Annotated in this window: 27 protein-coding genes and 2 tRNA genes; 12 read left to right on the top strand and 17 right to left on the bottom strand. The window is 45.3% G+C overall.

The window, feature by feature from the left end:
- Positions 1–264 precede the first annotated feature (264 nt).
- The gene (locus NTH01S_RS01755) at positions 265–2430 is read left to right on the top strand and encodes a Hint domain-containing protein (protein WP_084366859.1); all 2166 of its coding nucleotides are present in this window, start codon (positions 265–267) and stop codon (positions 2428–2430) included.
- 1703 nt (positions 2431–4133) lie between these two features.
- Here the strand turns inward: NTH01S_RS01755 and NTH01S_RS01750 are convergent.
- The 8 genes from NTH01S_RS01750 to hisB all read right to left on the bottom strand — a co-directional run bounded on the left by NTH01S_RS01750 (position 4134) and on the right by hisB (position 8681).
- A tRNA-Glu gene (locus NTH01S_RS01750) sits at positions 4134–4209 on the bottom strand.
- Positions 4210–4257: 48 nt separating this feature from the next.
- The gene (locus NTH01S_RS01745) at positions 4258–4623 is read right to left on the bottom strand and encodes a histidine triad nucleotide-binding protein (protein ID WP_068168444.1); all 366 of its coding nucleotides are present in this window, start codon (positions 4621–4623) and stop codon (positions 4258–4260) included.
- 11 nt (positions 4624–4634) lie between these two features.
- Complete coding sequence (locus NTH01S_RS01740; protein ID WP_068168440.1) at positions 4635–5000, bottom strand: phosphoribosyl-ATP diphosphatase; 366 nt, start codon at positions 4998–5000, stop codon at positions 4635–4637.
- A 4-nt stretch (positions 5001–5004) separates the two neighbouring features.
- Positions 5005–5766 carry an imidazole glycerol phosphate synthase subunit HisF gene (gene hisF, locus NTH01S_RS01735; protein ID WP_068168437.1) on the bottom strand — a complete coding sequence of 254 codons (762 nt, stop codon included), beginning with the start codon at positions 5764–5766 and terminating at the stop codon, positions 5005–5007.
- Positions 5760–7094 (bottom strand): 1-(5-phosphoribosyl)-5-[(5-phosphoribosylamino)methylideneamino]imidazole-4-carboxamide isomerase, encoded by a 1335-nt coding sequence (hisA, locus tag NTH01S_RS01730; protein WP_068168436.1) that lies wholly within the window; start codon positions 7092–7094, stop codon positions 5760–5762. The genes hisF and hisA overlap by 7 nt, the downstream gene beginning before the upstream one ends.
- Complete coding sequence (gene hisH / locus NTH01S_RS01725; RefSeq protein WP_068168433.1) at positions 7082–7720, bottom strand: imidazole glycerol phosphate synthase subunit HisH; 639 nt, start codon at positions 7718–7720, stop codon at positions 7082–7084. Before hisH ends, hisA begins: the two co-directional genes overlap by 13 nt.
- A complete protein-coding gene (locus NTH01S_RS01720; RefSeq protein ID WP_068168430.1) occupies positions 7705–8088 on the bottom strand; it encodes a hypothetical protein in 384 nt (127 codons plus the stop codon). The genes hisH and NTH01S_RS01720 overlap by 16 nt, the downstream gene beginning before the upstream one ends.
- Positions 8085–8681: an imidazoleglycerol-phosphate dehydratase HisB gene (gene hisB / locus NTH01S_RS01715; protein ID WP_068168428.1), complete on the bottom strand. Its 597-nt coding sequence runs from the start codon at positions 8679–8681 to the stop codon at positions 8085–8087. The genes NTH01S_RS01720 and hisB overlap by 4 nt, the downstream gene beginning before the upstream one ends.
- A gap of 47 nt (positions 8682–8728) precedes the next feature.
- On the opposite strand from hisB, the gene NTH01S_RS01710 reads away from it, so the two are divergent.
- The 3 genes from NTH01S_RS01710 to NTH01S_RS01700 are packed head-to-tail and all read left to right on the top strand — an operon-like array spanning position 8729 to position 11603.
- Positions 8729–9376, top strand: a complete 648-nt coding sequence (locus NTH01S_RS01710) for a nitroreductase family protein (protein WP_084366857.1) — start codon at positions 8729–8731, stop codon at positions 9374–9376.
- A 3-nt stretch (positions 9377–9379) separates the two neighbouring features.
- Positions 9380–10564: a 5-demethoxyubiquinol-8 5-hydroxylase UbiM gene (gene ubiM / locus NTH01S_RS01705; protein ID WP_068168425.1), complete on the top strand. Its 1185-nt coding sequence runs from the start codon at positions 9380–9382 to the stop codon at positions 10562–10564.
- 28 nt (positions 10565–10592) lie between these two features.
- Positions 10593–11603, top strand: coding sequence for a zinc-binding alcohol dehydrogenase family protein (locus NTH01S_RS01700; protein ID WP_068168421.1), 1011 nt, complete (start codon positions 10593–10595; stop codon positions 11601–11603).
- Here the strand turns inward: NTH01S_RS01700 and NTH01S_RS01695 are convergent.
- The 9 genes from NTH01S_RS01695 to NTH01S_RS01660 all read right to left on the bottom strand — a co-directional run bounded on the left by NTH01S_RS01695 (position 11590) and on the right by NTH01S_RS01660 (position 19316).
- Positions 11590–13071, bottom strand: coding sequence for a glycosyltransferase family 2 protein (locus tag NTH01S_RS01695; RefSeq protein WP_068168419.1), 1482 nt, complete (start codon positions 13069–13071; stop codon positions 11590–11592). The two genes, NTH01S_RS01700 and NTH01S_RS01695, sit on opposite strands and share 14 nt — an antisense overlap.
- Before the next feature lie 50 nt (positions 13072–13121).
- On the bottom strand, positions 13122–14552 hold the full coding sequence (locus NTH01S_RS01690) for a peptide MFS transporter (RefSeq protein WP_068168415.1): 1431 nt from the start codon (positions 14550–14552) through the stop codon (positions 13122–13124).
- Between the two features lie 101 nt (positions 14553–14653).
- The gene (locus NTH01S_RS01685) at positions 14654–15535 is read right to left on the bottom strand and encodes a DnaJ C-terminal domain-containing protein (protein ID WP_068168412.1); all 882 of its coding nucleotides are present in this window, start codon (positions 15533–15535) and stop codon (positions 14654–14656) included.
- On the bottom strand, positions 15532–15696 hold the full coding sequence (locus NTH01S_RS11840; RefSeq protein ID WP_169802029.1) for a hypothetical protein: 165 nt from the start codon (positions 15694–15696) through the stop codon (positions 15532–15534). Before NTH01S_RS11840 ends, NTH01S_RS01685 begins: the two co-directional genes overlap by 4 nt.
- 82 nt (positions 15697–15778) lie before the next feature.
- Positions 15779–17284, bottom strand: coding sequence for an efflux transporter outer membrane subunit (locus tag NTH01S_RS01680; RefSeq protein WP_068168409.1), 1506 nt, complete (start codon positions 17282–17284; stop codon positions 15779–15781).
- Positions 17285–17286: 2 nt separating this feature from the next.
- The gene (locus NTH01S_RS01675; RefSeq protein ID WP_068168407.1) at positions 17287–18198 is read right to left on the bottom strand and encodes an efflux RND transporter periplasmic adaptor subunit; all 912 of its coding nucleotides are present in this window, start codon (positions 18196–18198) and stop codon (positions 17287–17289) included.
- Positions 18199–18270: 72 nt separating this feature from the next.
- A complete protein-coding gene (locus tag NTH01S_RS01670; RefSeq protein ID WP_068168404.1) occupies positions 18271–18465 on the bottom strand; it encodes a DUF1656 domain-containing protein in 195 nt (64 codons plus the stop codon).
- A 60-nt stretch (positions 18466–18525) separates the two neighbouring features.
- Entirely contained in the window at positions 18526–18960 is a 435-nt protein-coding gene (locus NTH01S_RS01665) for a hypothetical protein (RefSeq protein ID WP_068168401.1), read from the bottom strand.
- 77 nt (positions 18961–19037) lie between these two features.
- Complete coding sequence (locus tag NTH01S_RS01660) at positions 19038–19316, bottom strand: hypothetical protein (RefSeq protein ID WP_068168399.1); 279 nt, start codon at positions 19314–19316, stop codon at positions 19038–19040.
- 77 nt (positions 19317–19393) lie between these two features.
- Here NTH01S_RS01660 and NTH01S_RS01655 point away from each other — a divergent pair, with 77 nt between their 5' ends.
- From NTH01S_RS01655 to NTH01S_RS01625, 8 genes are all read left to right on the top strand, one after another.
- Positions 19394–20539 carry an ABC transporter ATP-binding protein gene (locus NTH01S_RS01655; protein WP_068168393.1) on the top strand — a complete coding sequence of 382 codons (1146 nt, stop codon included), beginning with the start codon at positions 19394–19396 and terminating at the stop codon, positions 20537–20539.
- A 460-nt stretch (positions 20540–20999) separates the two neighbouring features.
- Positions 21000–21686 (top strand): extracellular solute-binding protein, encoded by a 687-nt coding sequence (locus NTH01S_RS01650; protein ID WP_169802028.1) that lies wholly within the window; start codon positions 21000–21002, stop codon positions 21684–21686.
- Positions 21687–22095: 409 nt separating this feature from the next.
- Positions 22096–22575 (top strand): YcgN family cysteine cluster protein, encoded by a 480-nt coding sequence (locus NTH01S_RS01645; protein WP_068168664.1) that lies wholly within the window; start codon positions 22096–22098, stop codon positions 22573–22575.
- An 18-nt stretch (positions 22576–22593) separates the two neighbouring features.
- On the top strand, positions 22594–23274 hold the full coding sequence (locus tag NTH01S_RS01640) for a M48 family metallopeptidase (RefSeq protein ID WP_068168387.1): 681 nt from the start codon (positions 22594–22596) through the stop codon (positions 23272–23274).
- A gap of 9 nt (positions 23275–23283) precedes the next feature.
- Positions 23284–23369 (top strand) — tRNA-Leu (locus tag NTH01S_RS01635).
- Between the two features lie 93 nt (positions 23370–23462).
- Entirely contained in the window at positions 23463–23702 is a 240-nt protein-coding gene (locus NTH01S_RS12200) for a DUF6538 domain-containing protein (protein WP_370664289.1), read from the top strand.
- A 52-nt stretch (positions 23703–23754) separates the two neighbouring features.
- Positions 23755–24120: a DDE-type integrase/transposase/recombinase gene (locus tag NTH01S_RS11970; protein WP_218015967.1), complete on the top strand. Its 366-nt coding sequence runs from the start codon at positions 23755–23757 to the stop codon at positions 24118–24120.
- A 447-nt stretch (positions 24121–24567) separates the two neighbouring features.
- Positions 24568–25608, top strand: coding sequence for an L-idonate 5-dehydrogenase (locus NTH01S_RS01625; protein WP_068168384.1), 1041 nt, complete (start codon positions 24568–24570; stop codon positions 25606–25608).
- Positions 25609–25984: the final 376 nt, after the last annotated feature.

The following is a 25984-nucleotide window of genomic DNA, read 5'->3' as shown; positions in this document are numbered from 1 at the left end:
TAAATGCTCATCAAAATATGAAAAAAATTCAACACACACAAAAGTAAATTGTCATTAAATTTATTAATAAAAATTAAAAATTTATAGTTATTAACTTAATTTATAAATTTTATTATTTCAAATAACAATTTTAAATATCATTTCTTTAAAATTTTTTATCGATATATATATGAAATAAGTTAATTAAAAACAAACTTTTTCTTTTCAGGGTAAAAATTTTTATATATTTGTTGTTTGTTTTTTAATCACCAGGAATGATTCGTTATGGCTATAATTTCTCCAACTGGCGGAACCAATAATATAAGTGTTAAATCTTCAGATATTTACAACGTAGTATCTGGTGTGGCATACACTATAAATAACAACTCTGGGGCGCAGTTTTTGTTTACTCCTCCCGGTGGAGGAACTTTAAACTTCCAAGGAAATTTAAACAATAATGGTATTATTTCATATATAACATCCACAAGCGCATCTGGATCTACCGTCCGAATTGGTGATGGGGCTAATACAACTTTATCCCAAAATTCTGGCCAGATTATTATCATTGATAAAAATGCCACAACGGGTTCATCTATAGTATTATCCTATAAATCTATAATAAATGATTCTTCCAGCTTAATTGATATAGATTTATCAGGCGCATCTACAGTAAACGCTTTTTATTTAGGAAAATTCATAAACAATGGTACCGTAAAAATAGCTGATAATGGAGGCACTGGTTTTTCTGCAAACTGGGGTAATTTAACAGATTATTTTACAAACAACGGTGTATTTTCAATAGATAATTCTACCGCAACAAGTGGTTCAACTTTTAATTTAAATTTCAAAGGAATTAATAACTCTGGAAAATTCAATTTAAATCTATCCGGGGGATCTACATCCATTACATCAGTTGGATCTGGAGGGTTTATTAACACAGGCATTTGGAAATACTCGGAACAAGGTAACGGTGGAGGTAATTTATCAATTATTGGAGGTTCTGGCAGCTATATTAACAATGGTGAAATCGATATTATTAATGGAAATTTAACTTTATTTAATTCTTTAGCATCAAGCGGGGCAGAAACAGGTCAAGTTAACCTCTCACAAGGATCGCGACTCACATTAAATGGGATAAACTCTGGTCAAGGACAAGTTTTTAATTTTAGTGGTGGAAATAATACTCTTGATATTATTAATGGACGTAGTTTTGTTGGTGCTTTAAGAGGCTTCAGTCAAGGTGATCAGTTTAATGTTCATATCCCAGGAACACTAAACTACAGTAATGATACTGGAATTTTAACAATTACCAGTGGATCAAATTTATATAACTTTGATGTTGGAAAAGGATATACAGGTCAATTTTCAGATAGCGCCGGTGGTGTTGTAACATATGAAGGGACAACGCCCTGTTTTTTACCGGGAACCCTAATACGCACAAAAGATACATTATGTGCGGTTGAAAACTTAAGTATTGGTGATGAAATTATTGCTTATGTGAATGGAGAAGAGGTTATACGTCGTGTGACTTGGGCTGGACAGTCTACCTGCCATACCCGCCCGCACCTTCCTAATGATAAATCCGGGTATCCCGTACGGATACTTAAAGACGCTATTGCAGAGAATGTTCCTTTTAAAGACTTACTGATCACATCAGAGCATTGCTTATTTTTGAAAGGGAAGTTTATACCTGCGCGCATGCTCGTGAATGGCAGTTCCATTGTGTATGATCAATCATTTGCATCATATGATTATTATCATATTGAAACTGAAGAACATTCTGTAATTAATTCTGATGGAATGCTGACAGAAAGCTATCTCGATACGGGTAGTCGCCGTTATTTCAGCCAAAACCATGCTGTAATGTCTATTCCTCATAGTCGTGAACTGACTTGGGAGGAAGATGCTGCGGCACCTTTAGGAGTTGCGCGTGAATTTGTTGAACCAATCTTTCGTGAAATTGAAAAGCGCGCGAATAAGTCCGGCTACCCTGTTTTAGCTAATGCTATCCCCCTTTCTTATGAGAGCAATATGTATCTCATGACAGAAAATGGATCTGTAATACGGGCTTCACGTCAATATAACGGGCGAGTCATGTTTATGATCCCAAGCGGCATTGAGACAGTACGTATCGTTTCTAACGCAAGTCGCCCTCACGATGTGATTGGTCCATTTGTTGATGATCGACGCTATTTTGGTGTTTCTGTTGGTGAAATTACCTTATTTGATGGAGCACAGACGCATAACATCACCACTCATCTCGCAGAAAAAGAGTTGGTGGGTTGGGTTTCTCTTGAAGAGAAAAATGCCCGCTGGACAAATGGTGATGCTCTTTTGCCTTTAGGAAAACGTGCGCCTAACACCTTCGGTATGCTGGCTATTCAAATAAAAAATGAAGGTCCATATCTCCTGTCGGAAGAAATATTCGAAGAAATGGGTATTATCGCTTAATTTTCAATTCAATATGCGCAAATTTATATATTTGCGCATATTGAATATAATATGATTTATATAGTGTTAAATAATTTTATTTCGTGATTTTTTCATATAAAAATTTTGAAAACGATCTATTAGCGGGCTGCTTCTCACTGCCTCCCTTCTCATATACTGACGATATGGAGGCGATGATTAAATGACTTAGTCGACGAACGCCTCACTCGGCTGAACGAGCTTGGCAATCAACTTGCAGCATTTTCTGGGCTGTCATTTTTCGACTGAATCACCATACTAAACTGATGCACACCCGCATACACCTTATTCCCCCCCTTTTTTCAGCGTAGAACATTGCCCGTCACCTGACCGTCAACGACTCATCAAGTCCTTTTTTAAAATTAGGACCACGTAAAATGCCCGGACCCTTCTTCGTCAGCACATAAACCAAGTTAAGAAGCAGAAATTCGCTACTATCAAGCTGAAGCTATCGACGAATACAATCACGGATGGAATTCAACACAACATGACCAACAGCTTGCAAGGTAGCTTGCGGACCACGACCAATATCCAACATCCCTTTTAGAGATTAGCGTGTATAGGCTCAAAAATTCCCGTCAGGGTGATTCTCGCCATGCTTAATTTCTCTTTTATAATTTCGCTATGTATATAGGCATAACGCACGGTGACAAGGTAATTAATTTACCGGCTGTAGCACTGCTTCGTTCCGGGACGGGAGCCCATGCGGGTTCTTGTAGGCCCGCCCGTGCGTTACATCATTCCTCAGAGTGACCAAACATTACCCCCGATGCCGAAACAATGGGATATATTGACAAAGCCAGCGCCGAAGCTCCTTGTCGCCGCTTCTCTGAAATGACTGAAGGTAATTTTTCACTCCATTGCCACTCCGCTTGATGACAAGCTTGCTCCCATGAGACTTCAGCACCTGCGACCTGTAGGAGCTCAGCTGCGGATAAAATAATATCTGGCCTGCTCGGCGAAGCATTTAAGGCAATGACACTCGGCATTTCTGCTTCCAAAATATGCTAGACATGTCGCGATCAAAACCTCTCCCACATGCCCTAGACGAGCCCTGTCATAAAGTTTTAGCACTTATTTGGAAACTCGCTGGGTTTTGAGGCAGGGCTATTGATAAGAGTGCTTTCAAGGGGCGTTATTTTATGGTGATGTATTTCTTTGAACGCTCACGGGTATAAGCCATGCTGGCTGAGCGTGGTATCAACATCGATCATTCAATGATTTATCGCTGAGTTCAGCACTAGACAATGGACAAGCGCTTATATTGGTATTGGAGATACACAGGATTTCCAGAATCTAGCGCGTTGATGGGATCTATATCGGGATGAGAATATCTGAACCGAGCGATCAATAAGAACAATGATACGAGGGCATTTCGCCGACACGGAACACTATAGCTGCTAGGAATTTTTAAGCAGAGCCGACAAACAAAAGCCCAGCACGCTCAACACGGATTAAACCCTCACTTACGGCATTGCCATCAGCGATTTTAAGCTTCCGGATACGGTAGAGCATTATCCGGTGAAGTATCTGAGTGCCGTGATCGAGGTCAATCGGTTTGCTTTTTTGTTTCTTGAGTTATGTTGTTTTGTTCTTCTTACGCGTACTTTACGCAAGTTGTATTATGATAGACAACATTCATAATGAAGAACCGTGCAAAATCCTTAATTTTATTAGATTTTACATGGTGTCCCGTACGGGATTCGAACCCGTGTTGCCGCCGTGAGAGGGCGGTGTCCTAGGCCTCTAGACGAACGGGACTAGAGTGAAGCGGCTTTTATCAGGCTCTACCACTCCATGCAAGTAGTTTTACAGTTTTTTGAACAAAATTGGCCCCAAGAAAACGCCGCCGAGCAGATGTACGTGAAAATGGGGGACTTCTTGCCCGCCATTGGCGCCAACATTACTAAGAATGCGGCAACCATCTTTCGTGATGCCCTGCTGGTCCGCAACATGAGAGACGGCTTTCCAAAAGCCTGAAACTTCATCAGATGAAGCATGTGCGCTGAAATCAATAATAGATTCATATGCTCCTTTAGGAATAACCAAAATATGTACAGGTGCATGTGGTGCTATGTCATGAAATGCAAGTGCATATTCATTTTCATATACTTTATTACAGGGAATCTCGTCCCGTAAAATACGGGAAAATATATTATTTTGATCGTAGGTCACGTTGGAAATCCTTATTCAGGCTTTTTCTGGGGACGAGACAACTTTTCAGTAATACCACTTACACCCTCTCGACGCTTGAGTTCTTTCCACACATCATCAAGAGATACACCACAATCAACTAGCATGACGATCAAATGATAGAGAACATCAGCACTCTCACTAATCAGTTCTTTGCGGTTACCATTTACGGCTTCAATGAGACATTCAACTGCCTCTTCCCCAAATTTTTGAGCGACTTTATTCCGGCCACGCGCCATGAGGCGAGCAGAGTGACTTAAATTTGGGTCTGTGCCACGACGCGAGAGAACAGTCTCGTAGAGGCGGTGTAAAATATGGTCTACGGGGACGCTTTCAATTTTTTTATCGGCTTTTGCCATAATTTTATCTCCCTATACGAACTGGTAACCCAGCTTCTTTCATTGTTTTTTTAACGTCGCCAACGCTTAATTGGCCAAAGTGGAATACACTAGCGGCAAGCAATGCACTTGCACCGGCATGTGCGCCATCCACAAAATGTTCCGCAGTCCCCACACCACCGGATGCAACGACTGGAACCGTCACAGCACCGCACACAGCACGTAAGAGATCCAAATCAAACCCTGCTTTTGTGCCGTCTCGGTCCATACTTGTTAGAAGAATTTCTCCGGCACCTAGATCCGCCATACGCTTAGCCCATTCAATGGCATCTAGCCCGGTTGGTTCTCGGCCGCCCTTGGCGTAAACTTCCCATCCCCCCTTCCCGTTTGAACGCGCATCAATAGCCACAACGATACACTGAGAGCCAAAACGTTCTGCCGCTTCTGCAATGAGATTGGGATTACGAATTGCCGCAGAGTTTACGGCACATTTATCTGCGCCAGAGAGCAAAAGGCGCCGCATATCGTCACAGCTACGAACGCCACCGCCAACGGTTAAAGGCAGGCAGATGGCTTCTGCTGTACGCCGTACGACATCTAAAATCGTATCACGGTTCTCAACGCTAGCGGTAATATCCAAAAAGGTCAGTTCATCCGCGCCAGCCGCATCGTAGAGCTTGGCCTGCTCAACGGGATCTCCAGCATCGCGAAGGGAGACAAAGTTTACGCCTTTAACGACCCTGCCGTCTTTCACGTCAAGGCAGGGAATAACGCGGAGCTTTAACATGATTTAAACAACTCCAACGCTTCATCTAAGTGTACGCGGCCATCATAAAGGGCCCGCCCCACAATGGCGCCTGAGATCCCCGGCACATCCTGCGCGATATCACGTAGAGCCCGCAAATGCTCTAATGTTCCCACGCCGCCGCTTGCAATGACTGGAATAGACAGAGACTTCGCCATAGCTGCCGTTTGCTCAAGGTCAAGCCCTGCTAGCATACCATCACGACTGATTTCGGTGAAAATAACCGCCGATACGCCGGCATCTTCCATCCGCAATGCGAGGTCATTGGCCTCAAGTTCAGAGACTTCAGCCCAACCTTCTGTCGCGACTTTACCATGACGAGCATCAATTCCGGCGACGATGCGCCCAGGGAAAGCACGAGCCGCCTGGCGCACCAGCTCTGGATCTTTCACAGCAACGGAGCCCAAAATAACACGCTCCACACCGGCAGAAAGCCAACGCTCAATCCCTTCCATATCGCGTATCCCTCCCCCTAACTGAACTGGAAGGTCCGTGGCGCGGACAATAGCTTCAATGGCAGCGTAATTGACTGATCGGCCAGCAAAAGCACCATTTAAATCAACGACATGGAGATATTGGCAACCCGCATCAGCAAAAGTCTTTGCTTGAGCGCCGGGGTCATCAGAATAATGTGTCGCATCATCCATTTCACCGCGCCGCAACCGTACGCAAGCACCATCTTTTAAATCAATCGCAGGATAGAGCGTCAGGGGTTTACGTACTGTTCCATGCGTCACGCCCGTTTCGGGAGACATACGCCACTCTGCTGCTTCATGGTCATCTGCAAGAAGTTTGGAAAGAAAAATACCGCGCACTGTCTGGCCTCCGATCCGGGCGTAATAAGGATGTGTCCCCCATTGTTCGAAGCCAAACGAACGAAAGAGACGAATTGCACCACTATGTGTTTCACGAACATCACAATTTACAACTTTGCAACCAATGGCTTTTGCTCCTTGGAGCATGGTTGCTATTAATGTTTTTCCTAACCCGCGCCCACGTGCATAGGGAGCAATAAAAAAGGCGGTCAGCGTGGCTGTCGCTGCATGTGCTTCATAGCTGGCGGGAGGGCGTACTAACTGCCCTGCACCACAGATAAGGCCCTCTTCGTCACGTATCACGTAAAGATGGCGCTCTTGAACGAGTTGTAAGCCTTCAAAATAGCGTTTCAGAACGTCTCTACTCGGCGGGCGAACCCACCCAAACCCACCGCCATCTAAAATACCCGCAAGCGCGGCTTCACACAGCATTTCCAAGTCATCTTCAGATAACCCTGAAGAGACACGTTCACAAACGATCTTTACACGTCCCATTTAAGAAAATTACCCATGATCATCAGGCCAACATCTTGGCTTTTCTCTACGTGAAATTGCGTGCCGCAACGATTACCACGCGCAACAATAGCTGGCACTTGTTCGCCATAATGACTGCTCGCCACGAGGTCACTCTGGTCACCGTTATGAAGGGCATAAGAATGCACAAAATACCCGTGCTCTCCCGGTGTTAGCCCTTTGGTCAGATGATGCTGGCCCGGTGTAAAGTCGAGTGTGTTCCAGCCCATATGTGGCAAGCGTAAATTGTTTTTTTCAGCCTCGCTCATGCGCTGAATAGAGCCAGAAATCCACCCCAGACCTTCTGTGCGTCCGTATTCAACACCGTAGTCACACATGAGCTGCATGCCAACGCAAATCCCCAGAAAGGGGGTGCCGTTTGCTGTTGCTTCTTCTAATAAGCCGCGTAACTCCTGACCTAACCCTTTGGCGCAATCGGCCATAGCACCCTGCCCGGGCAAAATAAGGCGGTCAGCATTAAGAATGGTATGAGGTTCACGTGAGATGACGACATCAGCGTTCAGGTCAAAACGTGCAGCAGACTTGCGGGCCGCCTCGGCAGCAGACGCAAGATTGCCTCCGTTATAATCAATTACGACAACACGCATGGCAGCTCCGGTGGTGCATCAGTGAAGACTTGGCGGTCCAGTATACGCAGCAAGGCTTGATTATGATTGGGAGCGATGATCATGTCTCCCTCATAATGGTTGTATCCAGCCAATGTTAATTCCCATTGGCGCAGTTCGGGAAAGAAAACGGCGAATATAAAATGGCAGGCACAGAGTACAGCCCATTCATATGGCATGGGACAAAATTTTAACGCGAGGATCTCTATTGAGGCTGCGCATAGTGCCCCTATCCAAGACCCAAGCCATAAAAGGCCGAGTGGCCCCAAGAGCAGAACACGACGAGCCCCCCCTTGCTTCACAAGCACAATATCAGCTGCAGGGGAGATAAAAGCTCGATACGTTTTCACAGCACCCCCTTTGTAGATGGGATGGTGCCGATTGCACGTGGGTCACGGGAAATAGCCATTCTTAAAGCACGCGCCACAGCCTTAAAGGTGCTCTCTGCAATATGATGAGCGTTTGTGCCGGACTTGGTGGTCAGGTGCAGAGCAATATGGGCAGACATAGCAAACGCCCGGAAAAATTCTTCAAAGAGTTCTGTGTCCATCTCACCGATTTTCTCACGTGTGAATATAACATTCCACGCGAGGTAAGGACGGCCGGACAGATCAACTACAGCTTCACACAAGGCCTCATCTAATGGCACCAAAGCATGACCAAAGCGTTCAATACCGCGCTTGTCCCCAACGGCTTGACGTAGAACCTGCCCCAGTACGATTCCGATATCTTCAACTGTATGATGACCGTCAATGTGCAGATCCCCCTTAGCATGCACGGTCAGATCTAAACCGCCGTGACGTGCAAGGGCAGTCAGCATATGGTCAAAAAAACCAATGCCTGTTTGGATGTCAGAGCGTCCTTCACCATCCAAGGTAAGAGCAATGGAGATATCGGTTTCGCTGGTCGCGCGCGCCAGCTCTGCGTGACGTGTATCGTTCATACGGTATTGTTACACCACCCGGGCAGTTATTGCCACGCTCTTCCGGCATGCAATCTTTCCCCTTGGCGGAATGGACGGTCCGTTCCATATCTCTTTATATGAGCCAATCTGTTCTCGATGCCCTTCTCTCACGCGCCTCAACTGATCAACTCGTTGAGCCTGCCCCTGCTGGTAACCAGCTTGCTCGTATCCTCTCAGCAGGATTACGCGCCCCTGATCATGGAAGACTCCGTCCTTGGCGTTATACGGTCATCACCGGAGCATACCGTGAGTCCTTTGCCTCCCAGTTTTATGAAGCACTTTTGCGTCAATCCCCCGATATGCCGGAAGCTAATCGCTTAAGGCGCCGTGAGCGTATGCGTACAATGCCGGCGATTATAGCGCTTGGCTTTCATGCTCAACCAGAAGCGAAAATCCCGGTTGTTGAACAAGAAATGGCTCTTGCTGCGGGCGCCATGAATGTTCTTAACGCGCTGCACGTGGAAGGGTTTGGTGGTGTGTGGGTCACTGGAGCGTTCCAAAAAGACCGTTCTTTTCTAGAAAACTTGGGCCTTCCTGCACCACACCGCCTTGAGGGGCTTTTGCTCATTGGTACGCCGTCTGGAGATATCCCCAAGAAACGCCGCCCAGATATTGAATCTTATATGGCCTTATGGCAGGGCAAACCGGTCTCTTTTGCGGCAGATGAAGGCTAGAACATGCATTACGACGTCATCATTATTGGCGGTGGCCCCACTGGTTTGGCTTGCGGTATTTCACTAGCCCGTGATGGACGGCAAGTTTGCATACTTGAACGTTCGCCACAAAGCATTCTAGCGGACCCGCCTTTTGATGGACGTGAAATCGCTCTAACACATCATGCTGCCCATTGGTTAAAACGTGCTGGAGCATGGGATGAAATACCAGAGAATGTTATTTGCCCCATGCATACAGCACGCGTGGAGACGGGAAAAGATCATACTCTTCCGTTGATCTTTAATGCTCCAAAAGACGGACCAAATGCTCTTGGCTTTATGGTGGCCAATCACTTTATCCGCCAATCATTGTATCGTATCGCGGCACGAACGCCACGTTTAACCATTCGTGCCGGTACTCACATTGAACAAACTGTACATACTGAACGTTCGGCGCGAGTGGTGCTGAATGGCGGAGAGGCCTTAACAGCAGATTTGATCGTCGCTGCAGATGGTCGCTTTTCCCGCATGCGTGAATCTGCCGGTATCGGCGCAATTATTGACGACTTTAAGCGTAGTATTCTTGTATGCCGGGTCCGTCATCAGAAGCCACATGACCATACAGCTTTACAGTGGTTTGATGCAGGGCAAACAATCGCATTCTTGCCAGTCGCTCCTGATGAGCGGGCGAGGCATGTCTCTTCCCTCGTTCTTACTTTAGAAAAAGAAGACATTGATCGTCTGAGCATATGTGATGAAGAAGCCTTCAACGCTGAGATCACACAACGCTCCGGTGGCCGTCTGGGCGAACTGTCTTTGGACAGTGAACGCTGTTCTTATCCCTTGAAAACCGTTTTTGCTCATCGTTTTAGGGCAGCACGTTTAGCACTGATTGGCGATGCGGCCGTTGGTATGCATCCAATTACAGCGCATGGCTTTAATTTAGGTTTGCGTGCGCAAGAAACCTTGGCGCGTGCTATTGCTAATGGCCCCGGTGATGCGGGGACTACACGCGTGTTAATGCAATATGAACGTCAACATAGACGTGCAACATTACCCCTCTATGCAGGCACTAACGCAATAGCCACTTTATATACGCGTGATAGCCGCCCTGCTATGGTGGTTCGCCGTTTAGGACTTAACCTAGCCAATCATCTGATGCCTTTTAAAAAGGCGATTACCGGTATGTTAATGGACAGACAAAAATAATTATTTATACATTAAAAGGATATAGGTTATGAAAGCTTTTGGGCATCTACGTGCGACAAATCTGGCAGATAGTGATGCCTTAGTCGAATTGTCTGTCCCTACGCCTGAACCGGGACTTCATGATGTTATTGTCGAGATTTCGGCTGTTTCTGTTAATCCCGTCGATACCAAACTACGTCAGATAAATCCACCCGAAGAGCGTGCACGTATTCTCGGCTACGATGCGTGCGGAACCATCGTTGCTACCGGAGGAAATGTTTATAACTTCCGCTCGGGAGATCGTGTGTTTTATGCTGGGAGCGCCTCACGCGCAGGCAGTAACGCTCAGTATCAAGCAGTGGATGAGCGGTTGATTGCACATGCTCCTAAGACACTCGATGATTATCAGGCTGCAGCCATGCCTTTAACGGCAATTACTGCGTGGGAATTATTGTTCGATCGCTTGCGTGTGCCGAATGGCAGTATTTTTTCTGGTGATAGTCTTCTGATCATCGGCGGCGCAGGTGGTGTTGGGTCTATTCTTATTCAACTCGCGCGCCGTTTAACAGGATTGCGCGTTATCGCAACAGCTTCACGCCCAGAAACGTATAAATGGTGTGAAGAAATGGGGGCACACCATATCATCAACCACACTCGCCCTCTCGATCAAGAGTTAAAGCGTATTGGCATCCCAGAAGTCCGTTACGTTGCAAGCCTCACACACACAGCAAAGCATAAAGACGCCATTTTAAAAATTCTGTCCCCTCAAGGTTCTTTGGCCTTAATTGATGATCCAGGAAGTTTTGATATTATGCCATTCAAGCGTAAGTCATTATCCGTGCATTGGGAGTTTATGTTTACACGGCCGCTTTTTGATACACCAGATATGGCTGCACAAGGCCATATTCTTTCTCAAATTACGTCTTTAGTGGAAACAGGACTGTTACGAAGCACCTGTCATACGAATTTGGGACCAATAACACTACCCAATCTTTTAACGGCGCATCAGGCCCAAGAAAGCGGTATGACTATAGGAAAAACCGTGCTTACTGGATTTTAAACCCTAATACTGTTTCGAACTTTTCTCTATCAGCCTGTGGTAAATTTGGAATAAGCAACGGCAATAGTGATACTGTATTTTTCAGATCTCGCTGCGCAATGCGTACCAAGGTTTTTAGAGTAATTTTCTTCGAAAGCGCGTCTTGTAGGAGTATAAATAAGGAAACATTTATTGATTTTTTATCATAATCCTTAAATGAGAATAAGGAATTTTCATCAATTTCGGAGTAATTTATTGTTTCAACAGGGTAATTCTCGTCACCCCGCAAGCGTAGATATTTTTTATTCTCTATTCTCTGTAATAAGAGATTATTTCCTTCTCCCGATAAGGTAGCTATCAGCTTTGTAAAACTTACTCCTATCGCATAGTTATCATATAAATTTATATTATTTAAATAACCATATTGATTGCAGCAGAATATATAAACATAATCACCCAAAAACTCCCCCGAGTAAATGACGAATAATTTTCCATCTAAATTATACCTATTTTTTTGAGTAATAATTCTATTTTTTTCAAAGCACAATCCATCTCCGTTTATATTGGTAAGTTCAAATATATTAAAATTAATACCTGATATATTTTCTGTTTTTTCTATTTTAATTAAATTTATCAATGTATTTAAAGCGCGCATATATGAATAGTCGAGAACTTTACGAGACCATTTATTCACATCATCAATATATTTTTTAGGTTCCTGATAATATAGTTCATTACAGTCTGACTGAAAAAAATTATATACGTGCAGTTCTATATCTTTACGACGCTTAGCTCTTTCGACGTAGTGCTCCATACTGCGTGTTTGGTAATGTAGTATACGTCCCCCCTCCCATGTCGGTGGGTGCGCTGTCACGCCCTTTAGAGTGCTCCACTCAATATCGTTACCGGATGCATCAACATATCTACCGCGTTGCAAGGGAAAACAATGAACGTTTTCCCATTCGCCAGACCAACTATCTGTACGCAGAAGAGTCTTTATATGTCGGTTAATTGTTTCATTGGAGTGCGAATGGTGATCAAACGCGTGGATAAGTGATGTGTTCGGTTTTAAGACATGACCCGAACTTCCATAATTGCACCAGTGGAAACCTATAGCACCAACATTTTGAGATATTTTTTCTAAATAAGCGGGAATTGAATATGAATTTTCTAAATATAAGTATTCATCAGAATCAAAAAAACCTACCCAATCATGTGTTTTTTTAAGCTCTTTCAAAGCATACAGATAAATATTTTTTTGACGCTCTATATGCGCCCCATTCCCATTTTCAATTTTATATAAACGAATATCATGAGTATACACCGCATCTGCGATGATACGCTCCGTTCCATCCGATGAACCGTCATCGAAGATAACCAGTGTTTCGACACCGAGCTTAATATACCATCCAAGCCAGCTTAGAATATCTGTAGCTTCATCACGAACAATAGCAACAACAGCTACGCGCGGGAGGGGATTAAATTCCATTAACTTAAAGACCTCATAGCGCACTCATACAAAAAAATTAACCCTTCATACTAGAAAAATATACCCCCCAACTTATGCAATACAATGCCTGAGAGAAAAATTATCATGGAGGCGAAGCATAACTCTCTAAAAAGATCTGCATATATCGCCGCTCCTATAAGGGTTCTAGATGAATCACTTACGAGGTTAGCAATGATACTCCCTACATACATCGCAATACCCCAAAGAGCATACACAGATCCACTTACTACCCCCCCCAATCGAGCGGGGGTATAGCGCGCGACGACAGCCAATCCTAAACCGCCCGTTAATAATTCCGCCATAGACATGCATCCATAGCCCCCCACCATAACCCATGGAGAAATATGATTTCCTCCCTTCAGACTAGATTGCCACCATAAATAAAATGCCAAAGACAATACACCATATCCGATGAGCATTTTTTGTAAAATACTTGGATTTTTTTGTATTTTACCGATCTTTTGATATAACCAAGCAAGTAAGGGGCTTAATAAAAGTATCCACATCGGATTCAAAGACTGAAATTGTCCCGGCGTAAAATGCCATAAAGTTTTTCCACAAAGCGTAAAATCACCAGAAACATCTCTCATTGTATAAAGCGTCAAGGAGGTAATGCTCTGCTGGTAGAAAATATAATAAAAAGATCCCAAAATAGATAAAAAATAGCTTATAATAAGTTTTTTCCTTTCTTCTTCTTTTGATTTTATATAAATAAATATCCAAAATAAAAATACCAATGTTGCAGATAAAATAATCCCTTTTTGGGCAACCCAAGCATTTTGCAGAATAACATTGCATACAATAACAGAGAGAAAGGCTCCAAAAATAACAGAGATGATGTTTTTTGTATTTTTCTTCTTATAATTCTCTAAATTCAAAATGTCTAAATGAGATGATTTGATACAATAATATAATATCCCAATCAACAATCCTATAGCACAAAATAAAAATGCTGATCTCGGACCAAAATAAGACTGTATCCAAGGCATAAGTAAAATGGATATAGTTGAACCTATATTTACGCACATATAATATATTGTGAATATAGTATCCAACAATTCATTATCTCCTTCATATATTTTTCTGACGATGTTTCCCGCATTGGGCTTAAAAAGACCATTGCCAACAGAAATAAACGATAAAGAGATGCACAGATACGTCAGAGATTGTGGCAGGAGAGCTAAACACACATAACCTAACATAAGCCCTAAAGCGCCAACCAACATGGCACGACGAGAACCAATTACGCGATCCCCAAGAGCACCGCCTAAAACGGGCATAATATACATTAAAGCGGATGATGCTCCTAAGAGCATATTGACACGGTAATCACTCAGGTGAAGCTGCTCAACCATAAAGATGGTGAGTACAGCCTGCATGCCATAAAAACCAAAGCGTTCCCACAACTCAATGGCAAGTACGACTGAAAATCCACGATGCCGTTGAAGAGAAGTCGGCACTATTTTTGGCTGCAAGGCGTTGAAATCCTAAATTAAAAATCTCATTACACCTTGCGCCAAACAGAGCCCTGGCGACAAGAGGCAAAAATATAAAAGGACCTCTACGCCTCCGGAAGACTTTCTAAAAATGGCTCTAATTCCGTAGCCAAATCCCCAACTTGAATTTGTAATGTTACCAACAAATCTCCAGCAGGGTTCTGACGTGATGCTCCAACGCCGCGTCCGCCTAAACGTAGAATTTTACCACTATCCGAGTGCTTAGGGATTTTTACGGTTACAGCACCGGCTGGCGTATCTATTGTAACCTTACCACCTAGGACAGCAATTTTGAGTGGTACGCTTTGTACCATGCGGATATTGCGCCCACTTCGGGTAAAGCGCGCATCCTCTTTTACAGAAACTGTAATAAGAGCGTCTCCTGGAATACCAGGTTGCCCCGGCCGCATTGTTCGGCCCGGTGCCCCTTTCCCACGCACGCGTAACGTTTGTCCATCCTCCAGCCCTGGCGGTACTTTAACTTCTGTATGTCCACCCTCCCCAAGAGCAAGATCTAATGTCGTTCCTAGTATTGCTTGTACGAAAGTAATGCTCACTTCGTAACGTCGGTCGGAGCCTTTTGAAGTGCGGCGCCCTGCGGTTCCACCAGCTTGGAAATCACCGCTGAAACCACCCCCGAACATATCAGAAAAGAATGAACCTAAATCTTCCTGATGGAAGCCCTGTCTACTACCAAACCCTCCTGCACCGAACGGACCATGAGCTTGACCGTCAGCGCCAATTTCTCCTCGATCAAATTGCTCACGCTTCTCCTTATCGCCAAGGATATTATAGGCCTGCCCCACAGCTTTGAATTTTTCTTCTGCTTCTACATTATTGGGATTGTGATCTGGATGATATTGTTTTGCTAAACGACGATACGCACTGCGAATATCTTTATCTGTTGCGCTTTTATTAATTCCCAAGATGGCATAAGGGTCCTTCATAATGCCGGGCCTCCTTCGCATGTGTCATTGTCTAACAAATCAATCAATACCGCCACGATAACGTCTTGAGGATACCCTGCAGCACGCGCCTCATTGATCAGAGAGGCAATTTTTGGCTTTAAAAAATCTTCCACCGGGTGCTCGTCATAGTGATTGCTCATCGTCGTACCTTCATTATATCTGACCGCAATTTGTGGTGTTTAGAGTTCAGTTTCAATAGAAAAACAAAGCTTTTGTTACCATTTATGGTGAGAAAGCACGCGCCCAAATACTCTGTTGTTTTAAACTTACAGGAAGCTCAGGGGGCTTATACCCTTGCCAGCCCGCACCAATAGCTGTGTATAATGTTACCGCATCACGCAAACGTGCTGCTTGAGCTAGTGTACGGCTTTCTTCAGCACGGAGTGCCAACCGGTTGGTCGATAAAACATCTAAAATACTTGTCAGACCGACAGTATAACGTTTCTGCGCTCTACTCTGTGCAAGCTTCGAAGCGTGTACAGCCTGCTCGTAGTGCTTAACAAGTTCTTCGTCTTGTTCCCAATCACTTAATGAGTCTTCTACTTCTTGAAATGATTTAAGTACTGTTTGTCTATAGGATAGGCGATCAGCCTCAGCTTCAGCATGTGCTTGAATAATGGCAGCGTTATTTCGTCCGCCATGCATTAAAGGCACAGATGCCAACATCATCACACTCCAGCTCATAGCACCAAGCTGAAAGGCTTGGTACATCGCTGAAGCATTCGGATTAAACGTCATAGGAATCACAAAGCGTGGATAAAGCTGCGTAACAGCCACACCGACACGCGCAGTCGCCGCAGCATAACGCGCTTCTTGCGCTCGGATATCAGCACGCTGCGCGATAACTTCAGACGGCAGTGCTGCTGGCAGTTCAGGCACTTCAGGCATTGGGCGTCTTTGTTTTAACGTATTTTCCAATGAACCCGGCATTTCACCCGTTAACACAGCGATCGCGTGAATGAGACGATCTTGCTCAGCATGTAGCGGCGGAATGCGTGCTTCATCCATGCGCTGACTTGCTGTCACTTGCGCAACATCTAAAGAATTGGCCAACCCTTTTGTATATAAACGCTGTGTTAGGGCGAGCGTGTCAGAAGCAATGCCGATATCATGTTCTACAACATCTAAGCGTGCCTGAACCCCTCTTAGGGCCACATAATCAGAGGCGAGTTCAGATAATATAGCAACAAGTAAAGCGCGCTGCTCTTCGACGGACACCGTAATTTCATGTGACTGCGCTTCAACTTGGCGGCTAATATGACCGAAAAGGTCAATTTCCCAACTGGCACGAGCTCCATATGTTAGAACGGAGGCATGTGGTTGGTTCGCAGGGTTACCTGGACGCAAGGGCCAGTTATCGACAGAAATAGAATAACGATCATCGCCACCGCCCGCAGTTGCATCTAACTGTGGATACCACGCTGATGCAGCTTCACGCCGCAATGCTTGTTCTACAACAACGTGTTGTGCGGCGATTTGAAGGTTGTAATTCCCTTTGATGGCGCTCTGCACCAGATTATCTAAAATTGGGTCTTTGAAGAGACGCCACCAATCTTTAAGAGCAGCTTCCGTCCGCGCTCTTTCTTCAGCCGTTATCGGCTTACCCTGATCCGTGAAAGCTGACGGCGGTGTAAAGTGATCGGGCGTAAAATTAGGCCCTACACGGCACCCTCCAACACTCAGAAGAGCCACACAACCGAAAACAGTTAAACAATGAAAAGAGCGCATATTTAAAGATGATTCTGTAGCCAAGTGGTCAAGCGACCATGCATACCATGAGGGGTATCACCGATGGTAATTGTTCCTGTCATACCTGCTACCAGCGTAACGCTGTCTGGCACACGGTCGAATTCCAGCCTAACAGGGATACGTTGCGCGAGACGAACCCACGTAAAAATAGGATTCACATCCGGCAAACCCAAATGGTCAGAAGTGCCATTTTCATCATTAATACCTCGACCAATACTCACAACATGTGCCGAAGCAAGATCATGATACCCCATAAGCTTTACAGAAGCGTGATCACCTAAGCGAACACCATGGAGTTTAGTCTCTTCAAAATAGCCATTAATCCAAAAAGAATGAGCATCAATAATAGCCATCCCCGATTGACCAGCATGCGCGTAATTCCCTACGCGCAAATTCAGGTTCGTTACGTAACCATCAACTGATGCATATACGGTTGAGCGCTGTAGGTTCAACTCAGCCGTATCTAAGGCTGCCTTGGCGGCATCGACATAGCCTTTTTGCACATCTACGCGAGCGTTAAAGTCTTCTTCCTCTTCGGCCGAGACTAACCCCCCTAAGCCGTGGCGGCGTCGGGCATCAGCTTCCCGCAAGGCAAGCTCTGCTTTTACTTGAGCCAATTTTGCTCGTGCGGAGGCAATATCAAGCCGGAAACGCAGAGGGTCCAGCACAAAGAGCGGGTCACCACGATGGACATACTGGTTATCAATAACAGGAACGGAGATGACTGTGCCTGAGACTTCAGGGGCTGCATTAACAACATATACACGCACCCGCCCATCACGGGTCCAAGGAGAAAGCTCGTAAATTTGCCACATCACGCGCCCCAGTATGAGAGCGGCAACAACAACGAGGAATGTTAACACAAAACTTGAAATACGGCGGAGGCGGTGCATGGCCCCTTCATCCTAACGTAGTCTTACAAGTCAGCATGGACTGTCTTGCGATGTAATCCAATCTCTTAACCTTTATACGTACATCAGCAATAAGCACAATGTACAAACAAAGAAAGCAATTTCAAAAAGTGGCACATGCCAAAACCATGATAAAATGCCTGTTTTCCAAAGAATACGCCTTAAAACCAACGTAATGATTAGGGCAATAAGTGCGTATACCGAAATAGGGGCTACAAAGACCCCAAAAATATCAAACTCTGCGAGCATGATTCTGTGCTTTCCTCAAGACTACAAACAAGTAAGGGGGCCTTAAAGCCCCCTTACTTGTTAGCCTTTACGGCGCAGAATTTTCTTAAACAGTGAGAATACCCCTCCCGCCGTTCCTCGCCCTACGGGGCCGAGTAAAATACCCGTAAGGGTAGACAACGCAATAGCTTGCTTCAATTCCATTAACTTACGATCTCGACGAATACGCGCTTCAATCGTTACCAAGTCTGGAATTGACCATGCCGCCAAAGCGCCAAACAATACGATAAAGAAGAAATCAAAACCAAGCACGCACAAGGCAGCTTTCACGTGGCTCAAACCCGCCACATCTAAACACAATGCCCAAAGGAGACCGTGTAAAGCAATCACGAAGAAAAAGAGGAATGTCAGCGCAACAACGCCAAAAGCAGCACGCCGCGCAACACGCAAAGCAGTTCGTGAAAGGATTTGCCCTTGTGCGGAAAGGACTTCTTGACCAAGTTCAAGCGGTTTCATGAAGGGTTAACAACCTTTCTTGACAAGACGGGCAGCGCTCTCGTGGTCGTTAGAACGGAAAGGCCAGAAAACGGACTTTACCGTGAAAAACGACCAGCCACAAAACCAATAGCTGCAGAAATTAAAATAGCCGCGATTGGTTGAGCGCGTACACGCGTCGATACATTTTCAATTTCATAATCCTTGAATTTCCGCGCATTTGCAACGGCCACATCCGTTTTATCCGCAGCTTTCAACAGATTAGGGGTCACAATATCTTTTAACACCTGCTCCACCTGCGCACGCAAACTTTCAATATGTTCTTGTGCTTCATAGCGCACCTGTTCGACGTTTTCCTTGACGCGATCTTCGCTCATGTTCAAATCCTCACGTATGAGTGCCCTAGACGTGGCATTCTCTTTGATCTTAACGCCTTATCGCCACGGGAAGTTTCATGGTCGCCCGCCTTCAGAACACGCACAAACCCGCCCCTTCCGCCCTCTTCAAGGTGGAGAATTTGCGTATCGGCCTTCAGGATAAGGCTTGCGATCTTGAATTGATAAAAGGTGAAACGCTGGTTCTTCTAGGAACCGATATGGCCGCGCTCGCGCTACTTCTCGATATTATCGCAGGTTTTCAACCTTGTATCGGTGGCCGCCTCACCTTGAATGGGGTCGATATCACACCCTGCCCTGCGGGCAAGCGCCGCATCGCTTTAGTAAGTGAACGAGATCCGCTCTTTCCGCACCTTACTGTACGAGCGAATATCAACTTTGCGTGTCGAGCGCAGCAGCAGGACAAAGGAACGGCCGCAGCGAACACCGCGCATCTGATCTCTCTGTTGGGTCTTGATGATGTTGCTACGCTTCTACCCAAAATGCTCTCTACTGAAAAACAACTGCGCACAAAACTAGCCCGAGCCCTTGCGTACAAGGGAGATGTATTATTACTGGACGACCCCCTTTCAAGCCTCACTGTGCCTGCTGCACGGCGAGTGGAAGCCTTACTAACCCGTCTGCAAAGAGCATTGGGATTAAGCATTATTCGTTCAGAGGGGCGTCAAGAAATTGCATTACGTTCTGATGGTATCATAGCCCTCTTTAATGGCCGCACGCTATTACAGTCAGCACCAGCGTCCATATTATATGAGCGCCCAATCAGCGCTTATGTTGCAACATTGTTTGGCAATGCCAATGCCCTTACCGGCCAAATCACTGATGAGTATGATGATATTTATACGGTGCATTTAGCCTGTGGCGGTGTTGTGGAAGCAAGCTCTTCGCTGCATGAGCACGCTCATAAATTACATATTGGCGATACGTGTATGGTATGTGTGCGCCCAGACCGTATCTCCCCATTTTTTGGAAAAAACCTGATTTCCAGTGACGACGAGCTTCCGCCAGTACAAGGCACCCTTATTGAGACTCTTCACCTTGGCGACCATATCCGCATGAAAGTACGATGTGCTGATGGAACTGATATCGAAATACATCGTCCGCCCATACAGGCGCAAAAAATTCCCAAAAATGGCACTCAGACGACGATAGCATGGCCAGCAGCCCAAGCCACGGTATTCCCGTTAGAGGTCGACCTATACTAGCGTTGCGTGATATATCCCCTCAAAGATGTTCTTTTGTATATAAATTTTTTAGGTGAATGATTCTGTTGCTCTTTTTGCCTCTTTACGCTCCACGCGGTCCTTATAAGGAGCTTCATACGCTATGATTCTACGGGCTGCCATAAAGAAGCATATCGGGCGCATTGCGTCCTGCGGCTTAAGTGCGGCTTTAATATGTACGCCCTTTATCCCTCAGGTGTATGCTCGTACTGCCGTTCACCATAGAGGGCATTTCAATTCTCCACATCGACATACTCACCCGCATACAGGACAGAAACCTGTAGCAGTTTCACAATTAAGAATTGCCCTCCCAGAAGGTAGTATTTTTGCGGGCACCCTCTCCTCGCCTATCACTTCATATCCCCTTACAGAGTGGGATGGAGCAGATGCTACTCTTGAAAAAATGACGCAAACCATCCCGGCCCTTTGGGGGGCTGTTTTAATGAATGGCAGTCAGCTAGAAACTGGGTGTTTGCAGCATTGGTTCCATTCTCTGGAATCCCCAGCAGACTGTGGCATGCCAGCAGGCACACAAACACTAGCTCTTGCTTGGGATCGGTCACGCTTAACAACCGCCCCAGACTGGCAGGATTTTTGGGATATTGCCAGACACCCCGGTCGGCGTGGCTTATACTTTGGTGCGCGTACGACCTTGGAAATTACCCTTTTGGCTGATGGCGTAGCGCCAGAGAGTGTTTATACGCTTTTATCATCTCCATCAGGCGTTGAGCGTGCTTTTCATAAGCTGGACCTTTTAAGGCCCTACATAATATGGTGGCGCACCCCGAGTGATGCTCATCACATTATGCAACAACGTAGCGCTCTGATGACGAGCGCCCCGTTAGAAGAAATTACGCCTTTCTCTCACGTCAAAACAGAACCTACCTTCGGCACACAAATGAATCATAGCCTGAAAATATCATTATTCTGGGCAATTCCACAAAATGTTTCAAATGATGCAGAAAAAAATATCATTAATACGATAAAAACTATTGATCATTTCGAAAAAAATACCCCCACAGCAACGGTACAGAATACACTGAATGTCGATGACGCATTCTGGAAGGAAAACGGACCTGCGCTGGAAAAGCGCTTTCTAAATTGGTTTAGTAGGAACACGCCACAATGATAGACTCTTTTTTTATTTTTATAAGTCTTTTTTTATGCGGCATTATAATGGGATCCTTATTAGGAACTCTATGTGTACGATTTATTCCAAAAAATATCTTAAAAATTATAGGATTAATAACTTTATTGCCGCTCATGATGGTGTCATTCTTCATATACATCTACCTTAGAGATAATTTGGGCGCATCCTATTTCCCCATAATTTATGGAGTATTAAATTCTCCCATTGTTATGTTTCCTTGCGTCGCACGTTATCTATCTCTTCCTTCTGGGACGGAGAGAGCAGCACTTGGGTTAGGGGCAACACCTTCTGTACGACTTCAAAAATTATGGTTTCCGCTCCTTGCTGTACCTTTGACAATTTCGGTATGCATCACGGTATTTGTAATAATTTTGTACAGAGCATTCTGGTGACCGATAAAACTGATTTTTGGCGGCACGTTCCGCTAGAGAAGATGACTGCCGATGAGTGGGAATCTTTATGTGATGGCTGCGGGCGGTGCTGTCTGCATAAGTTAAGAGACGAAGATACGAACGAGATTGCTCACACAAATGTTGCCTGCCGCCTCTTAGATACACAAACGTGCCTTTGTACAGATTACGCAAAACGACACCGCAAAGTTCCAGATTGCGTAACATTAACCCCCAAAATCCTCGCAGATCTTGATTGGCTTCCCCCGAGTTGCTCATATCAACTCATTAAAGAGGGTTATGATTTACCTGAGTGGCACCCTTTGCGGTCAGGCACCAGAGATGGCGTACATCAGAGCGGTGCTTCCGTTTCTCAGCGCTGTATTAGCGAGCGCCGCGCAGGTTTATTAGAAGATCATATTGTGGACTGGCCTGGCGAATGGCCCGAGAACTCAGCGTCACCATCCCGTATAAAATAACATTAAGGTATTCTAGGCGTGGTACCAGTTCCTTCCGTTCAGTTGCGCCCATCAAAACGTGCACGCCGTATTACCTTGCGCGCTGACCCTACATCTGGCTGCGTGATAGCAGCTTACCCCGCACACCTGACGCAGCAATATGTAAGGTCGTTCATTCGACAGCACGAGGATTGGATTAACAAAGCCAATGCTAGCCTTCCTGCACCTCCCTTTCTGGGGGATGGCGGTTCTGTATTACTCAATGGCGTGCCAACGCCGATATATCATGCACCTATGGCACGTCAGGGATGTGTGCTGACATCGAATGGCTTACAGGTCAGTGGTCACAGCGAGCATGTAGAAAGCCGCGTGCAACGTTTTCTAAGAGCGCTTGCAAATAAGAATTTACCCGTTCTGTTGCAAGAAGAAGCGCAGCGCATGAATGCTCACGTTATCAAAATTGATATTCGTAACGTACGAAGCCGATGGGGTAGCTGCACCCGTGCAGGACGGATCATGTTGAGCTGGCGCTTAATTATGTGTCCACCCACTGTTCAGTCTTATATTATGGTGCATGAGCTCTCACATCTGACGCATTTTGATCACAGTCCGGCATTTTGGGGCCATGTTGATCATTTTTTTTCAAAAGGATGCTCAGGAAGGCTTGCAGCCGAGCGCTGGTTGCGCCAAAACGGGCCTGCGTTGTTACGGGTTCCCTAGCAACGCAGTGCGAGCTTGGCGGAATGGTAGACGCACAAGACTTAAAATCTTGAGTCCGAATGGGCGTGCGGGTTCGAGTCCCGCAGCTCGCACCACTTTAATTCATTGAAATCATTAGAGTTTTTCAGGTTTCCTTAAACCTTAACTCGGTTTTGCTACACCGAGTTGCTACACTCAATGGCTTTTCAGTGATTATCAGACGCGAATCAGGATACTCATTCAGGCAGAAAGTACCCCTTCCCTTACGTCCAGTTTTGGGAAAAGGTGAGATTTGGATAGCACTCGATACCAATAATAAATCTGTTGCAAAAAATCGCTCATGTGCAATTTATCAATTGACAAATAATCTATTTTCAGGACTGAAAATCGTGTCTAACGAAATTTCACAAAACGCTAATGGGCTACAAACGGCACCGTTTTCCGTGTGAAGTGATCGCACATGCAGTGTGGCTGTATCTCCGTTTTCCTCTGAACTTTCATTTGATCGAGGAGACAGTTCTAGAGCGTAGGGTTGTGGTGTCGCATAAGACAATCCGTCGCTGGAGCATTAAGTTTGGTGCGGGTTATGCCCGTCGTTTACAGCGAAAACCCGCCAGACGCGGTGATATATGGCATCTGGACGAAGTCAGGATTGTCATTGGTAGCCAGATCCATGGGCTGCGGCATATCGTTGACCAAGACGGTTATGTCCTTGATGAAATTCTACAAACACGCCATAATGCCAAGGTCGCTAGGAGTTCATTGAGGTGCCTTTTGCGTCAACAAGGAGTACGTCCGCGCCCCATGATTACAGCTAAGCTGAAATTTTATGGAGCCACCAAACGTAAACTCGGCCGGTCTGTCTGACATATTTCCTACAAAGGGCTGATTACCACTGCGAAAACGTGAGAAAGTCATGCAAAAATGCCGATTACCGAACGGCTGTCAGAGATTCATCTCCGTTTTCGCTGCCATCTGTAATCTCTTCGTTCCACCCGCCGTTAGCGCCAACGCTCTCACACAACATATTCATCACCTCCAAGCCTTCGCACCGTGTAATACTGCAACCTTTCTCGTAGCTTAAATACGCTCAAAGTCAGGAGCCTTCAGCTCAAAAAAAATAATATAACAGCACCATGCCCCTTTACACAGTCAAAGGGTTGTTAAATGTCCGCATACGAGATGTTGAATAAATAATTGACGATAAAATTTAAACATAAAGGATAAGTAATCTCATAAATGTGAGATGAAAACATAAAAATTATATAATAATTATTTCACTCGCATAACTCTTTATCGCTAAAGGAGTCGAGTATGTTCGATATTAAACATAACACCACAACAGAAGCGCTCGTTATTCACCAAAAAGGTGATCTGCGCCTTGATACATTACCCCTAGCCCCTCCCCTTGAAGGGCAGACCCTTATACGCTTGGCTTGGGGCGGAATCTGTGGATCCGATATGCATTATTTGATGCATGGCGGTGTTGGAGCCTCCGTCCTCAAAGAACCAATGATTCTTGGTCATGAAGTATCAGGGTTTGTGGAAGCTTTAGGCCCCGGAGAAAGCCGCTTCCAAGTGGGAGAGGCCGTTGCCATTCATCCGGCGCGCCCTTGCGGTCATTGCCCGGAGTGTATGCGCGGCATGCGCCATCTTTGTCGTAATATGTGTTTCTTTGGCAGTGCTGCGCGGTACCCCCACACGGACGGGGGTTTTCGTCGGCACATGGTTGTACAATCAACACAGCTACACGCACTGCCAGCAGGGCTAGATGTCAAAGCGGCAAGCATGGCAGAACCTTTTTCCGTCGCCCTGCATGCTATTGCACGCGCTGGAGACATCCGTGGAAAAAAGGTTATGGTCCAGGGTGCAGGCCCCATCGGCTCCCTCATCGTTGCAGGTTTAAAGGTTGGCGGTGCGCAATCCATTGTCGCAACAGACCTACACGATTTTGCCCTCACTATCGCGCATCATCTTGGAGCGACAGCAGTCTTCAATACGTCCCAGGCAGTACATGAAGATGAATATGACATTGTCTTTGAGGCAACAGGTGCCAGTACAGCGCTCTCCAATGCCATTATGCGGACACAAAAAGGCGGCACGCTCATACAGGTCGGCATGTTTCCACCCGGTGATGTTTCCGCCCCTCTATCACAAATCATCGCTCGTGAGATTGATTATCGCGGCACGTTCCGCTTTGATCACGAATTTGAAAATGCCCTACACATTCTTGCAAATAATCCATGGATTGCCGCGCATCTCATTACGAGGAGCTTTCCACTGGAACAATACTCCGAAGCTTTTGCATTATCAATGGATAGGAAAAAATCGTCTAAAGTTATTTTAGAAATGTAATGATTACATCACATCGAGGTCAAGCAACATACCCCTACCACCTGCTGGGGTATGTCAACACAATCAATGTTGCATCGTATCGTTTTATCAATAATTTTCTCATGCTAAACCTCCTGACGGTTATGTTTTTCAAGCCCCCCATATCGACTGGCTACTATTTTTTGAGAAAGACATTTTGTTCCTACAATATGTAGGTAATAGTCACCTTAAAATAAAATTATTACAATAAATTCAAATGGTTAATATAATTATTCCCCCTTACAAAATCAGACAAAAAGACGTATTTAAAAATTAATTAATAAAACCGTAGCGTCCCGCAACATATTGCGACAAAAATGACACATTTAGAAATACAGTGATTTTTCGTGTATTATTT

The sequence above is a fragment of the Neokomagataea thailandica NBRC 106555 genome, assembly GCF_001598495.1.
Lineage (GTDB): Bacteria > Pseudomonadota > Alphaproteobacteria > Acetobacterales > Acetobacteraceae > Gluconobacter > Gluconobacter thailandicus_A.
The sequence above is the reverse complement of the archived record's forward strand: the minus strand, read 5'-3'. Positions and strand labels throughout refer to the sequence as shown.